This window comes from Limnohabitans sp. Rim8 (genome assembly GCF_945869175.1).
In the GTDB taxonomy this organism is placed as follows: Bacteria; Pseudomonadota; Gammaproteobacteria; order Burkholderiales; family Burkholderiaceae_C; genus Limnohabitans_A.
This window is the reverse complement of the sequence record NZ_CAMBNZ010000006.1, coordinates 1-12,441: the sequence shown is the minus strand read 5'-3', so window position 1 is coordinate 12,441 and position 12,441 is coordinate 1. Positions and strand designations below refer to the sequence as shown.

Here is a 12,441-nt window from a genome sequence, read left to right as displayed (position 1 = left end):
ATCTGACGTTGAGACCCAATTTAGGTCAGCACAGGCGCAGCTGCAAATGGATTCTTTCAATGCGGTACATTGATGTCGTGAATGATTAGTAGGAACCCTTATTCATTTCAAACATGGCTGAGCGATGATTTTTCGACAACTCGACTTGAATCTGTTGCGCGTGTTGGTGGCGATTCACCGCACCCGCTCTGTCACGGCGGCAGGTAAAGCGCTGGCTTTGTCGCAACCCGCCACCAGCAACGCTTTGGCCCGCTTGCGTGAATTTTTCGCCGATGAGTTGTTTGTGCGTTCACCGGCAGGATTGCAGCCCACCCGCCTGTGCGAGCAGCTGGCGCCGGCCATGCAGGCACAGTTACTGGCCATGGAAAGCCTGGTGCTGAACCACCAGCCTTTTGACGCTCTGAGCAGTCAACGTCATTGGCGGCTGTCGCTGTCAGACTTGGGTGAGATTTTGTTTTTGCCGCGCTTGGCTTCTGCCTTGCGCCACGAATCTCCGCAGGCGCGCCTGTCCAATGTGTCTGTGGATGCCGCCCAGGTGGCTGCAGCACTTGAAGCGCGTGACATCGATATGGCCATTGGCATTTTGAAACCGCAACACCGGGGCATTCGCAGCCAGTTGCTGTTCAAGGAGCGTTATATGGCGATTTCTTCTCAAGACTGGTCACCATCGCCTCCAGGTCGTGGCAACACCCTCAGTCAGATGCAACTGGTCCAGGCCCGATTCGTGGTGGTATCGCCAACGGCCACCTTTCACGGCAGCGTCGAAAAAATGCTGATGGCCATGAAATTGCAAGACCGCATCCAGGTGAGACCTCGGCATTTTGGATCGATTGCAGAATTGGCCCAAAACACCGATTTGCTGTGCATCGTGCCCGAGATGTATGCCCGCGATTTGAGTCAGCGCTTTCAGCTGCAAATGTGGGCATTGGAAGATGCCCCGGTGTATGAGGTCCACATGGTCTGGCACAGCAGCACTGAGCAAGATTCCGATCAGCAGTGGATGCGGGGCTTGATCGAGCGCTTATTCACAAGAAGACGCCAAACACCAGAGGGTGTCTTCATCGCCTGAAGCAATTCATGGGACTTGGGACGAGTCCACATCACCCTGTTCGGCATCGCTGGGTGCCGGGGATGCGCCAAGCACGCGCACCCCATGTTTGCTCAATATTTCAACGTACACCGAGGTGGCACCCGTTTTGGCCGCAGCGTCCACCGCTTCGATCACGGCGCTCACGCGCACGACTTCAGCGGTGTCGGCGCTCAGGCCCACTTTGCAGTCAAAGTCCCAAAAATCCACGCCCTTGGGCACATCGCGGTTGCGTTCGCGTTTGAAGTATTTGCGGATGTCGTGCTTGACAGCTTCGAGCACGCGGTCGGGGTGCTTGCCTTCGGCTTGCAGGAGGAAGTTCTTTTTCATGGGGTTCTCGGTCACTGGGCAATCGCCCGGTCCGGACGTCAATGCAGGGGCGGATTATCGCTGGTTTGCTGGGGATCACTGCACAGATTGAAAGCGGTACTTGAGCTGAAAGCTCACCGCACCGTACAAGCGATCTTTGAGGGGTGGCACAAGCGCTACATTCAGGCCCCAGTGCCCACGTTCCAGACTGGCGGTGGGAATAAGGGCTGGAAACCAGCCACCATTTTTGGCATTGGGGTAGCCGTTGAAAGCGCCGGCCACCACGCCCAGCTTCATGCCCGCCCAGGTCCAGGGCTGGCAGTAGACGCCCACATAACTTGAATTGGCGTCGTTGCTGTTGCGAAATCGCCCAGCTGTCGCAGACCAGGTGTCGTCCAGTCGGTATTCAAAGCCGATGCCGGGGTTGGCGTTGCGCAAGCCTTTGTCGGTGTCAAAGTGCGCCGAGTAAAAACCGGCATTCACCCACAGACGATCTGCTTGCAAGTCGGCATGGGCCGACAGGCTCAGTCCCAGCAAACCAAGGCCAATCCAGCGTTTCATGTGACGTGTCATAGTGTTTTGAACACGTCCGCCGCCACCTGTACTGTCTCGGCGATGTCGGCTTCGGTATGGGCTGCGCTGACAAAACCGGCTTCGTACAAAGCGGGCGCAATGTAAACGCCCCCGTCCAGCAGGCCGTGGAACAGTTGGTTGAACTTGGGGCTGTCGCTGGTCATGACCTTGGCGTAGTTTTGTGGCAATTCGGGCAGCAGGAAAAAGCCAAACATCCCGCCCTGGCAATCGCCCACAAAGGGCACGCCTGCCGCCGCAGCAGCACCCGTCAGGCCATTCACCAAGCTTTGCGTGCGAGCACTCAGCGCATCAAAAAAGCCAGGTTTGGCGATCTCACGCAGCGTGGTCAGGCCGCAGGCGGTGGCCACCGGGTTGCCACTCAAGGTGCCCGCTTGGTAAACCGGGCCAGTGGGCGCCCAGTGGCGCATGATCTCACGGGGGCCCCCGAAAGCGGCCAGCGGCATGCCGCCGCCAATCACCTTGCCCAGCACCGTCATGTCGGGTTTGAAGCCAGGAATGGCCTTGGCGTACACACTTTGAGCGCTGCCCAATGCCACGCGAAAGCCGGACATGACTTCGTCAAACACCAGCAAAGCGCCGTATTCGGTGCACAGCTCGCGGCAGCGCTTCATGAAGGGCACGCTGGCCCGGACAAAGTTCATGTTGCCCGCAATCGGCTCGATCATCACGCAGGCCAGTTCCTTGCCGTGCAGGGCAAAGGCTTCTTCGAGTTGCGTGATGTTGTTGTACTCCAGCACCAAGGTGTCGCGCACCACTTCAGGTGGAACACCTGCACTGGTCGGGTTGCCAAAGGTGGCCAGGCCCGAGCCGGCCTTGACCAACAGGGCGTCGGCGTGGCCGTGGTAGCAGCCTTCAAACTTGATGAACTTGCTGCGGCCCGTCGCACCCCGTGCCAAGCGCAGAGCACTCATGCCCGCTTCGGTGCCCGAGCTGACCAAACGCACCATTTCCATTGAGGGCACATGCTTCAGAATTTCTTCGGCCAACTCGATCTCGCGTTCGGTGGGGGCACCGAAAGAGAAGCCATCCAGTGCCGCTTTTTGCACCGCTTCGAGCACGGCAGGGTGGCCGTGTCCCAGGATCATGGGGCCCCAAGAGCCGATGTAGTCGATGTATTTTTGGCCGTTCGCGTCCCAAAAATAAGCGCCTTGTGCGCGCTGCACAAAGCGGGGTGTTCCCCCCACGGCGCGAAACGCACGCACAGGGGAGTTCACGCCGCCAGGGATCACTTGGGCAGCACGGTCAAACAGTTCTTGGTTGCGGTTGGTCATGGCAGTTCTCAGTGTTTCGTTTCGTTGAAGGGCACTTCAAAGTGGTCGAGGCCGGGATGCGCATCGGGCTGATCTTCAGTGTCCATGTCTTCTTCATCCGGTAAAGCCCAGAACAAGCGGTCAGGAATGACTTGACCCATGCCGGGCCTGAAGCCTTCGTCCAAGCAACGGTCAAGGTAGTTCAAGGCTTCGCTGGTGGCTTCGGGCAGGTCCATGCCTGTGGCCAACAGAGCCGCCAAAGCGGCGGCGAGGGTATCGCCTGCGCCGGCAAAAACCGCTTCGATGCGCTCGAATTTTTCGTGGGCCAACACGGTTTCGGGTGAGGCCAGCACGTTGTCGATGTGTTGGTCTGGCAGTGGCAGGCCAGTGACCAAGGTGAATGGCACACCCAACTCTGCGGCGGCTTTGGCGATGTCGCGGGGTCCGGGGTTGCGCTGGCCGGTCCATTCGGGCAAAAGCCATCGCCGCAGGGTGCTGTGGTGACCCACCAGAACGCTGGTTTGCGGGAGTAACAGTTCGCGAAAGGCGTCCAGATAGGCGTCGATCTTGTCGTCTTCCCACCATGACAAATTGGGCATGTAGGCCACCACCGGCACGCCGTCGTAGTCGTCGGCGAGTGCGGCAACGATGGCCAGGCTCTCGGGGGTGCCCACAAAGCCGACCTTGATGACTTGAACAGGCACATCTTCGGCCACGGCGCGGGCCTGGTCATTCACCGCTTCATCGTCGAGAGGGAAAAAGTCGGTGATGCTGCTGGTGTCTCGCACATAGGCACCGGTGCAGACCGGCAGACAATGCGCGCCAACCGAGGCCATGGCGGTGGCGTCGCAGGTCAAACCGCCCGCGCCGCTGGGGTCGTTGGCATTGAAGGATAAGACGCAAGCCAAGCTGGCGGATGCTTCAGCGTCATCGGCGATGCCGTTTTCAGGTGGCAATTCGGGGTTGTGATCGGTCATGAAAGGCGAATGGCAGGAGGCTTCAGAACATCTTAAGCCGGGCACTCGACGGGGCCCGATACAATCAAATCATTCTATTCGACTCTCTGATTGCGACACTGTGATGGAACACAAAACCTGGATGTGCCTGATTTGCGGCTGGATCTACGACGAAGCCACTGGCGACCCCGAGCACGGACTTGCGCCCGGCACCAAATGGGAAGACGTGCCCATGAACTGGACCTGTCCCGAGTGCGCAGCCCGAAAAGAAGACTTTGAGATGGTGGCCATCTGATCACGCACTGCTTTTTTTGACCACCGCATAGCGCAAGAGTGTTTTTTCGCGGGCTTGGGCATGGTCGACCACAGGTGCTGGATAGGTTTTACCAATGACCACGCCTGCCTCTTGCAACGCCAGAGGCTTGGCCAACCAAGGTGCGTGCAGGTCTTGGTTCGATAAAGCGGCCAGTTCGGGCAAGTACCGGCGAACGAATTTGCCCTCAGGGTCGAACTTTTCGCTTTGGCTGATGGGGTTGAAGATGCGGAAATAGGGCTGCGCATCGCACCCGCTGGAACTGGCCCATTGCCAGCCGCCATTGTTGGCCGACAAGTCAAAGTCGTTCAGGTGGGTGGCAAAGTACTTTTCACCCCAGCGCCAGTCTATCCCCAAGTCCTTGACCAAAAAGCTGGCCACCACCATGCGCAGCCGGTTGTGCATGTAGCCCGTTTGGTTGAGTTGTCGCATGGCCGCGTCCACCAGTGGGTAACCGGTGCGGGCCTCGCACCAAGCGTCAAAAAGCTTGTGGGCATGCGGGCCGTGCTCCCACTGGATGGCGTCGTAGTCGGGTTTGAAGCTCTTGCCCTGACCCACATGGGCATAGTTGTGCAGCACCTGCACATAAAAGTCGCGCCAAATCAGCTCAGACAACCAAACCGCTGCTCCCGGGCTGCCCGCCAACATGCGCGCGTGGGCCTCCCGGGCCAACTGCCGGACCGACACGGTGCCAAAGCGCAAATGCACGCTGAGGTAACTGGGACCTTTGATGGCCGGAAAATTGCGGGTGTCTTCGTACTGGTCAATGCGCTTCAAAAAGTCTTGCAGCAGGGCTTGGGCACCGGATTCGCCAGTCGGGATTTTCAGGGCCTTGAGGTTGCTGGCTGCAAAGTCCAGGTCCTGCAATTCGGGAACGGGTTGGGCCAGGTCATCGGGTCGAGCAGCCAAACGCGAGGCCAAGGGGGCGATGGGCCAAGCTTGCAGGTCTTGTTGCGTGAGTTTTTTCAGCCAAGCGTTTTTGTAGGGCGTGAACACACTGAAGGGCTTGGCCATCTGGGTCAGCACCTCATTGCGCTCAAACACCACATGGTCCTTGTAGGTGTGCAGCACGATGCCGTGGTCGGCCAGGTGGCCGCGCACCTGGATGTCCCTGGCCAAAGCCATCGGCTCGTCATCGTGGTTGGCGAACACGGCTTGGGCCTGCAAATGCTGGGCCAGTTTCACGATTTTGTCTTTGGCCACGCCGTGGCGCACGATCAGACCCGCTTGGGGGTGACCTGCCAATTCACGCAGTTGTTGGTTCACCTCGACCAGCGATTCCCGGATGAATTCCACCCGGCGGTCGACTCTGGGCAGGGCATCCAGAATGTCGGTGTCAAAAACGAACACCACATGCACACGTTGGCAGTGCGTGAGGGCTTGGTGCAGTGCCGCATGGTCGCTCACGCGCAAATCGCGCCGCAACCAGACCAGGCCACAAGAAAAAGGGGTTTGCATCAGGGTTTGAGGGTTTGGGTCTGTCCATGCACCTGGGCTCGAACCCCACGGGGCCAAAACGCTAAAATCGATGCATGACAGATTGTGCCTCTATCGACCTCAAGCATCATTTTCTGATCGCCATGCCCGGGTTAGAGGACGAGACTTTTTCCCGCAGCGTCATTTACATGTGCGAACACAGTGCCCGTGGGGCGATGGGCCTGATCATCAACAAGCCTGCCGACATCAGCATGCGCCTGTTGTTTGACAAAGTGGATTTGCCGCTGCTTCGAGAGGACCTGGCGCACAACTTGGTGTCAAACGGTGGTCCAGTGCAGACCGATCGCGGTTTTGTCTTGCACGATCCAGTCCGCATGGAGATACCCCAGGAAGGCGATGGTTCGATTTACGCCTCAACCCTGGCGGTGCCGGGTGGGCTGGAGATGACCACCTCGCGTGACGTCCTCGAAGCGTTGTCATCTGGGGCAGGCCCGCGCCGGGTGCTGGTCACCTTGGGCTATTCCTCCTGGGGGGAGGGGCAGCTCGAGTCGGAACTGGGAGAAAACACATGGCTCACGGTACCGGCCTCTGCCGATGTGATTTTTGATGTGCCCATGGCCGAGCGTTATGACCGCGCCTTGGACTTGTTGGGGCTCAAAAGCTGGATGCTTTCGCCAGAAGCGGGGCACGGATGAGCTCTGTGCCCCACCTGTCTGCCGACATGGCGGTGCCAGCCACTCAGCAAACTTTTTTGGCCTTTGACTATGGACTCAAGCGAACGGGTGTGGCCGTGGGCAACCGGCTGATGAAGTCGGCCACACCACAAGGCACGATTGCCGCCGAGGGCGACGCTCGGTTTGAGCACATCGCCAAACGCATCCAGGAATGGCAACCCGATGCACTGGTCATCGGTGTGCCCACCCACCCCGATGGCGGCGAGCACGAAAACACCTTGCGCGCGCGCAAGTTCGGCCGCCAATTGCGTGGTCGCTTTGGCTTGGCAGTGTACGAGGTGGATGAGCGCTACACCACGACCGAAGCGCATTCGCAAGGGGCGAAAGACGCCGACGCGGCGGCTGCGGCCATCATTCTTGAACAATTTTTAAGGAACCTCCCATGAGTGCCCTCGCTCTCAACGCCGAGGCGTTGTACCAAGAACTGCTGCGCGGCGTGCGCAGCCTCTGCCAGGCGGATACACGATTGGTGGGCATCACTTCGGGCGGTGCTTGGCTGGCCGAGCGACTGCAGCGCGACCTGGGCCTGGCGGGTCATTCGGGCCAAGTGTCTTCGGTCATGCACCGTGACGATTTTGCTCAGCGCGGTCTCTCGGCAGGTGGCCAAACCAGCTTGCCCTTCGAGGTCGATGGTGCTGACATTTTGGTGCTCGACGACGTGCTTTACACAGGGCGTACGATCCGCGCCGTGCTGAACGAAATTTTTGATTACGGCCGTCCCGATCGCGTGCAGCTGGCTGTGCTGGTGGACCGCGGCGGGCGTCAGTTGCCCGTGCAAGCCGACTACGCTGCTGCCCGTGTGACCCTGCCAGAGACGCAATCGCTGGCGCTGGCCCGCGACGCAGAGGGTCGTTTCAGTTTTGAAGTGGAGACCAAAGCCCCACTTTCTTGAAAGCGCAGCCCAAAGCCACGAGGTGAGAACAACATGCTCTACAAACGCAACAACCCCCAACTCAACAAGAACGGCGAGCTGATCCACCTGCTCTCCACAGAAGGCTTGTCCAAAGACATCCTCACGCACATCCTCGATACCGCGTCGAGTTTTGTCAGCGTGAGCGATCGCGAAGTGAAAAAAGTGCCCCTCTTGCGCGGCAAGAGCGTGTTCAACCTGTTTTTCGAGAACAGCACCCGCACCCGCACCACTTTCGACATCGCGGCCACCCGCCTATCGGCCGACGTCTACACGCTCGACATCGCGCGATCTTCAGCCAGCAAGGGGGAATCGCTGCTCGACACCATCGCCAATCTGAGCGCCATGGCCGCCGACATTTTTGTGGTTCGGCACAGCGAATCGGGTGCTCCGTACCTGATCGCACAGCATGTCGCGCCCCATGTGCATGTGGTCAACGCGGGAGACGGACGCCACGCCCACCCCACCCAGGCGCTGCTGGACATGTACACCATCCGGCACTACAAAAAAGACTTTGCCAACCTCACCGTGGCCATCGTGGGCGATGTGTTGCACTCGCGTGTGGCGCGTTCGGACATCCATGCGCTGACCACGCTGGGCTGCGCCGAGGTGCGGGTGGTCGGGCCTAAAACCTTGGTGCCCGCCGACATGGCCCAGATGGGCGTGCGGGTCTTCAACAATCTCGAAGAAGGCATTCAGGGCTGCGACGTGGTGATCATGCTGCGCCTGCAAAATGAGCGCATGAGCGGCGCGCTGCTGCCCTCCAGTCAGGAATACTTTGAGAGTTTTGGCCTCACGCCCGAAAAACTGCAGTTGGCCAAACCCGACGCCATCGTCATGCACCCGGGCCCGATCAACCGCGGGGTCGAGATCGACTCGGCGGTGGTCGATGGCCAGCAAAGCGTGATCTTGCCGCAAGTGACTTTTGGCATCGCTGTGCGCATGGCGGTGATGAGCATCGTGGCCGGTAACGAGGCTTGAGGGGAATAAGCAACATGAAAATCCTGATTCAAAACGGCCGTGTGCTGGACCCCGCCAGCGGCTTTGACCAAATGGCCGATGTGGCCGTCGCTGCGGGACGCATTGTGGCGGTGGGCCAAGTGCCTGCCGACTTCACCCCTAACCGTGTGATCGATGCAACAGGCTGTATCGTGGCCCCTGGCTTGGTCGACTTGGCGGCGCGCCTGCGCGAACCCGGGCAGGAGCACGCGGGCATGCTCGAGAGTGAAATGGCGGCCGCGGTTGCCGGTGGCGTGACCAGCCTGGTGTGTCCGCCCGACACCGAGCCGGTGCTCGACGAGCCCGGTCTGGTGGAGATGCTGCGCTACCGCGCTGAAAAACTGCACCAGGCCCGTGTGCTGCCCTTGGGCGCACTCACCGTGGGTCTGAAAGGCGATGTGCTGACTGAAATGGGCCAGCTGACTGCCGCCGGTTGCGTGGGCTTCAGCCAAGCCGAGGTGCCGATCCCCAGCACACAAGTGCTGCAGCGCGCACTGCAATACGCCAGCACCTTTGGCTATGCCGTGTGGCTGCGCCCACAAGAGCTGCACCTGGGCAAAGGTGTGGCCGCCAGCGGCCCGCTGGCCACGCGCATGGGGTTGTCCAGTGTGTCGGTGGCTGCCGAGACCATCGCCTTGCACACCATTTTTGAACTGGTTCGGTCCACGCAAGCCCGAGTGCATTTGTGCCGCATCAGCAGTGCTGCGGGTGTGGCACTGGTGCGCCAGGCCAAGGCCGAGGGTCTGCCTGTTACCGCCGATGTGAGCATCAACTCGTTGCACCTGACCGATGCCGACATGGGCTACTTTGACAGCCGTGCGCGCCTCACGCCGGTGCTTCGGCAGCAGCGCGACCGAGATGCGCTGCGTGCAGGCTTGGCCGACGGCACCCTGGATGTGCTGGTATCGGACCACGCCCCGGTCGATTCGGATGCCAAGGCCTTGCCTTTTGCTGAGGCCCAGCCCGGTGCCACGGGCGTGGAACTGCTCTGGAGCCTGGCGCTCAAATGGGGCCAAGAAGCCGGTCTGCCACTGCCACAAGTGCTCTCGCGCATCACGTCCGATCCAGCCCGGGTGTTGGGCACCGCTTTGGGTCCATTGCAGGACTCGGTGGGCCATTTGGCCCTGGGCGGCTTGGCCGACGTGTGTGTCTTGTCGACCGAAGGCCACTGGCCCGTGACGGCGGCGGCCTTACACAGTCAGGGCAAGAGCACGCCGTTTTCGGGCTATGAACTGCCCGGCCGGGTTCTGACCACGTTGGTTGGTGGGCAAGTGGCCTTCGAAGCCCCTTAAGCGCTCTCAATGAGAGGGTTGCTCAGGTATGCATTCTTTCAAAGCCATCTGGAAATTCCTGCGCGGTCTTTGGCATGTCTTCATGGGCATGTGGGTGATTTATATGCGCTTTCCACAGCTCAATCCCGAGCATCGAGAAATGCACGTGCAAGCCTGGGCGCTGCAATTTTTGGCGCTTTGGAAAATTCACCTGAAGGTGATGGGCCAGCCCGTGCGCCAGGGTCCGGCGCTTTTGGTGGCCAACCACATCTCGTGGCTGGATATCGTGGTCATCCACTCGGCGCGGCACTGCCGCTTCGTCTCCAAGTCTGACATCCGAGATTGGCCCTTGGTGGGCATGTTGGCCACGGGGGCTGGCACGCTGTACATTGAACGGACCAATCGAAAAGATGCGCTGCGCATGGTCAAAGACATGGCCAGTGCCATGCAAGAAGGCGATGTGGTAGCCATTTTCCCGGAGGGAACCACCAGTGATGGCCTGGACTTGCTGCCTTTTCATGCCAATTTGATCCAGTCAGCGATCCATGCTCAAGCCCCTGTCCAGCCCATGTCACTTCAATTTCTGGACGCACAAACAGGTGAAACCACTTTGGCGCCTTGTTACATTGGCGATGACACCTTGCTGGGCTCCATGTGGCGAACCCTGAAAGCCCCCAGCATCATTGCAGTGGTTCATTTTGGTGATTTACAACATGCCAACGGGCGCGATCGCCGTCAATGGGCCCAGGATCTGCGCACAGAGGTGATCCGTTTGCGTGATGCCAGTGGCTGGCGCTTGCCAAGTTAAGCCATCACTCAGCAAATCTTTCGTGCAATTTTGTGAATGGGAGAACTTGGATCGATCGCCATCCACTCGTGCAACATGCCTTGGCGGTAGACCGTTTGCCCCGTCAGCATGGCGCCGGAGAAATAGGTCATGTGCAAAACACGGGCCATCTTCTTTTTGCAATCGACTTCAACTTGGGACTGCAACGACAGGTAATTCTTCCCCTTGCTGGTGGTCTGAGGTTTTTTGTAATCCAGGACGCTCTGCACCGTTTTTCGACCGTCTTCTTGGGTGACCGAATTGGTGTCGATGTAAAACAAACCTTGGTCGTTGGTCATGATGGGCTCCCACTTGGGCTTGGCATTGGCCAAGGAGCCCGCAACAAAAGACCAAGTTAAAACTGCCAAAGAAATGAATGGGCTGAGCTTCATGGTTGGAGTGGAAAAAAAAGAGGCTGAGCCAGACCTGTGATGCCGAAAGTGGTCAAGGTCTATCAAGTCCTGCGGCCCAGCAGTTGAGAAGCCAGTGCCACCATGGCTTGGCGGTGGACGTTGTCTGGCAATTTCATGGCTGAATCAATGGCCCGCTGCGCCTCTGATGCAGCGGCATCACGCGTTGCCTCCAAGGCCCCTGTTTCACGAACGATGGTCACGATCTCGCTCAAACGGGCCACGCTGCCGGTTTCTATCGCTTCACGCAAAGTCCGGCTTTGGGCTTCGCTGCCGCGCTGCATGGCCAAAATCAGGGGCAGTGTGGCCTTGCCTTCGCGCAAGTCGTCGCCTAGGTTTTTGCCCATTTCGACGGCATTGCCGTCGTAGTCCAGCACATCGTCGATCACCTGAAAAGCGGTACCAAGGGCTTGGCCGTAATCTGCGCAGGCGTTCTCGATGTCTGTGGGGCTGCCCGCCAAAATGGCACCCAGGCGAGCACTGGCTTCAAACAATTTGGCGGTTTTGGATCGAATGACACGCAAATAGCCTTCTTCGTCCAGTGAGGCGTCGTGCATGTTCATCAGTTGCAGAACCTCGCCTTCAGCGATCACGTTGGTGGCATCGGCCAAGGTTTGCATCACCCGCATGCTCTGGGCATCCACCATCATCTGAAAGGCGCGCGAGTACAAAAAGTCGCCGACCAACACACTGGCCGGGTTGCCAAAGCTTTCGTTGGCGGTGGGGCGGCCGCGCCGCAGGGTGGATTCATCCACCACATCGTCGTGCAGCAAAGTCGCGGTGTGAATGAATTCAACGACAGCCGCCAAATTGTGGCGCTGGCTGCCGGTGTAAGCCAAAGCACCGCAGGTCAGCAGCAAAAGGACGGGCCGAATGCGTTTACCCCCAGCAGAAATGATGTAGCGAGCCACTTCACCCACCAAGGGCACACCGGAATCGAGCCGTTGGGCAATCACCCGATCGACTTCGGCCATGTCGGGGGCCACCAATGCGAGAACGGTGGCAGTGCTGTTGTGAGAAGCAGACAAATGGAGTATCCGGCTGGGTTGCCCGGCTGAACCGGAGCGACAAGAGCACTGTTTCAAGCGCCAATAACAAGTGAAGCCATTATAGGGACCGTGCCCGTCAGCGCTGCTGTTCGCGGCGAAGATTGCCTGTCCATTTGTCTGCTGGCCATGCCTCATGCTAGAATCTCCGGTTCCTTGGGGATTAGCCCTTGGAAACTTCCATTCAAAGAGGTCATTTATGTACGCGGTCATAAAAACCGGTGGCAAACAGTATCGTGTTGTCGCTGGCGAAAAAATTAAAGTAGAACAGATTGCTGCGGACGTTGGCCAGGAAATCG

Annotated in this window: 16 protein-coding genes; 9 read left to right on the top strand and 7 right to left on the bottom strand. The window is 59.1% G+C overall.

The window, feature by feature from the left end; genetic code table 11:
- Positions 1-124: 124 nt before the first annotated feature.
- On the top strand, positions 125-1,069 hold the full coding sequence (locus Q0O19_RS01835; protein ID WP_295519578.1) for a LysR family transcriptional regulator: 945 nt from the start codon (positions 125-127) through the stop codon (positions 1,067-1,069).
- A gap of 6 nt (positions 1,070-1,075) precedes the next feature.
- Here the strand turns inward: Q0O19_RS01835 and Q0O19_RS01830 are convergent, their stop codons facing one another.
- The 4 genes from Q0O19_RS01830 to Q0O19_RS01815 all read right to left on the bottom strand — a co-directional run bounded on the left by Q0O19_RS01830 (position 1,076) and on the right by Q0O19_RS01815 (position 4,217).
- Positions 1,076-1,417, bottom strand: a complete 342-nt coding sequence (locus Q0O19_RS01830) for a DUF6172 family protein (RefSeq protein WP_295519576.1) — start codon at positions 1,415-1,417, stop codon at positions 1,076-1,078.
- Between the two features lie 75 nt (positions 1,418-1,492).
- Positions 1,493-1,957, bottom strand: coding sequence for a hypothetical protein (locus tag Q0O19_RS01825; protein ID WP_295519575.1), 465 nt, complete (start codon positions 1,955-1,957; stop codon positions 1,493-1,495).
- An 8-nt stretch (positions 1,958-1,965) separates the two neighbouring features.
- Positions 1,966-3,261 carry a glutamate-1-semialdehyde 2,1-aminomutase gene (gene hemL / locus Q0O19_RS01820; RefSeq protein WP_295519574.1) on the bottom strand — a complete coding sequence of 432 codons (1,296 nt, stop codon included), beginning with the start codon at positions 3,259-3,261 and terminating at the stop codon, positions 1,966-1,968.
- A gap of 8 nt (positions 3,262-3,269) precedes the next feature.
- Positions 3,270-4,217, bottom strand: coding sequence for a bifunctional hydroxymethylpyrimidine kinase/phosphomethylpyrimidine kinase (locus Q0O19_RS01815; RefSeq protein WP_295519573.1), 948 nt, complete (start codon positions 4,215-4,217; stop codon positions 3,270-3,272).
- 103 nt (positions 4,218-4,320) lie between these two features.
- Here Q0O19_RS01815 and Q0O19_RS01810 point away from each other — a divergent pair, with 103 nt between their 5' ends.
- Entirely contained in the window at positions 4,321-4,491 is a 171-nt protein-coding gene (locus Q0O19_RS01810) for a rubredoxin (RefSeq protein WP_295519572.1), read from the top strand.
- Here the strand turns inward: Q0O19_RS01810 and Q0O19_RS01805 are convergent, their stop codons facing one another.
- Entirely contained in the window at positions 4,492-5,967 is a 1,476-nt protein-coding gene (locus tag Q0O19_RS01805) for a deoxyribodipyrimidine photo-lyase (RefSeq protein WP_295519571.1), read from the bottom strand.
- Between the two features lie 74 nt (positions 5,968-6,041).
- Here Q0O19_RS01805 and Q0O19_RS01800 point away from each other — a divergent pair, with 74 nt between their 5' ends.
- The 6 genes from Q0O19_RS01800 to Q0O19_RS01775 are packed head-to-tail and all read left to right on the top strand — an operon-like array spanning position 6,042 to position 10,668.
- Positions 6,042-6,641 carry a YqgE/AlgH family protein gene (locus Q0O19_RS01800; RefSeq protein ID WP_295519569.1) on the top strand — a complete coding sequence of 200 codons (600 nt, stop codon included), beginning with the start codon at positions 6,042-6,044 and terminating at the stop codon, positions 6,639-6,641.
- Positions 6,638-7,066, top strand: a complete 429-nt coding sequence (gene ruvX, locus Q0O19_RS01795; protein ID WP_295519568.1) for a Holliday junction resolvase RuvX — start codon at positions 6,638-6,640, stop codon at positions 7,064-7,066. The genes Q0O19_RS01800 and ruvX overlap by 4 nt, the downstream gene beginning before the upstream one ends.
- Positions 7,063-7,572, top strand: coding sequence for a bifunctional pyr operon transcriptional regulator/uracil phosphoribosyltransferase PyrR (gene pyrR, locus Q0O19_RS01790; protein ID WP_295519567.1), 510 nt, complete (start codon positions 7,063-7,065; stop codon positions 7,570-7,572). The genes ruvX and pyrR overlap by 4 nt, the downstream gene beginning before the upstream one ends.
- 33 nt (positions 7,573-7,605) lie before the next feature.
- On the top strand, positions 7,606-8,571 hold the full coding sequence (locus Q0O19_RS01785) for an aspartate carbamoyltransferase catalytic subunit (RefSeq protein WP_108374389.1): 966 nt from the start codon (positions 7,606-7,608) through the stop codon (positions 8,569-8,571).
- Between the two features lie 14 nt (positions 8,572-8,585).
- Positions 8,586-9,881 carry a dihydroorotase gene (locus Q0O19_RS01780; RefSeq protein ID WP_295519562.1) on the top strand — a complete coding sequence of 432 codons (1,296 nt, stop codon included), beginning with the start codon at positions 8,586-8,588 and terminating at the stop codon, positions 9,879-9,881.
- A 28-nt stretch (positions 9,882-9,909) separates the two neighbouring features.
- Positions 9,910-10,668: a 1-acyl-sn-glycerol-3-phosphate acyltransferase gene (locus Q0O19_RS01775; protein WP_295519559.1), complete on the top strand. Its 759-nt coding sequence runs from the start codon at positions 9,910-9,912 to the stop codon at positions 10,666-10,668.
- Positions 10,669-10,676: 8 nt separating this feature from the next.
- Here Q0O19_RS01775 and Q0O19_RS01770 read toward each other — a convergent pair whose 3' ends face one another.
- Positions 10,677-11,078, bottom strand: a complete 402-nt coding sequence (locus tag Q0O19_RS01770) for a surface-adhesin E family protein (protein ID WP_295519556.1) — start codon at positions 11,076-11,078, stop codon at positions 10,677-10,679.
- A gap of 62 nt (positions 11,079-11,140) precedes the next feature.
- Positions 11,141-12,124, bottom strand: coding sequence for a polyprenyl synthetase family protein (locus Q0O19_RS01765; protein ID WP_295519553.1), 984 nt, complete (start codon positions 12,122-12,124; stop codon positions 11,141-11,143).
- Between the two features lie 217 nt (positions 12,125-12,341).
- Here Q0O19_RS01765 and Q0O19_RS01760 point away from each other — a divergent pair.
- Positions 12,342-12,441 (top strand): bL21 family ribosomal protein (locus Q0O19_RS01760; RefSeq protein WP_295519647.1); only part of this gene is annotated, 100 nt, incomplete at its 3' end.

Coding starts and splice junctions, on each gene's coding strand:
- Q0O19_RS01835 (WP_295519578.1), top strand. CDS start 125: ATGATTTTTCGACAACTCGACTTGAATCTGTTGCGCGTGTTGGTGGCG.
- Q0O19_RS01830 (WP_295519576.1), bottom strand. CDS start 1,417: ATGAAAAAGAACTTCCTCCTGCAAGCCGAAGGCAAGCACCCCGACCGC.
- Q0O19_RS01825 (WP_295519575.1), bottom strand. CDS start 1,957: ATGAAACGCTGGATTGGCCTTGGTTTGCTGGGACTGAGCCTGTCGGCC.
- hemL (WP_295519574.1), bottom strand. CDS start 3,261: ATGACCAACCGCAACCAAGAACTGTTTGACCGTGCTGCCCAAGTGATC.
- Q0O19_RS01815 (WP_295519573.1), bottom strand. CDS start 4,217: ATGACCGATCACAACCCCGAATTGCCACCTGAAAACGGCATCGCCGAT.
- Q0O19_RS01810 (WP_295519572.1), top strand. CDS start 4,321: ATGGAACACAAAACCTGGATGTGCCTGATTTGCGGCTGGATCTACGAC.
- Q0O19_RS01805 (WP_295519571.1), bottom strand. CDS start 5,967: ATGCAAACCCCTTTTTCTTGTGGCCTGGTCTGGTTGCGGCGCGATTTG.
- Q0O19_RS01800 (WP_295519569.1), top strand. CDS start 6,042: ATGACAGATTGTGCCTCTATCGACCTCAAGCATCATTTTCTGATCGCC.
- ruvX (WP_295519568.1), top strand. CDS start 6,638: ATGAGCTCTGTGCCCCACCTGTCTGCCGACATGGCGGTGCCAGCCACT.
- pyrR (WP_295519567.1), top strand. CDS start 7,063: ATGAGTGCCCTCGCTCTCAACGCCGAGGCGTTGTACCAAGAACTGCTG.
- Q0O19_RS01785 (WP_108374389.1), top strand. CDS start 7,606: ATGCTCTACAAACGCAACAACCCCCAACTCAACAAGAACGGCGAGCTG.
- Q0O19_RS01780 (WP_295519562.1), top strand. CDS start 8,586: ATGAAAATCCTGATTCAAAACGGCCGTGTGCTGGACCCCGCCAGCGGC.
- Q0O19_RS01775 (WP_295519559.1), top strand. CDS start 9,910: ATGCATTCTTTCAAAGCCATCTGGAAATTCCTGCGCGGTCTTTGGCAT.
- Q0O19_RS01770 (WP_295519556.1), bottom strand. CDS start 11,078: ATGAAGCTCAGCCCATTCATTTCTTTGGCAGTTTTAACTTGGTCTTTT.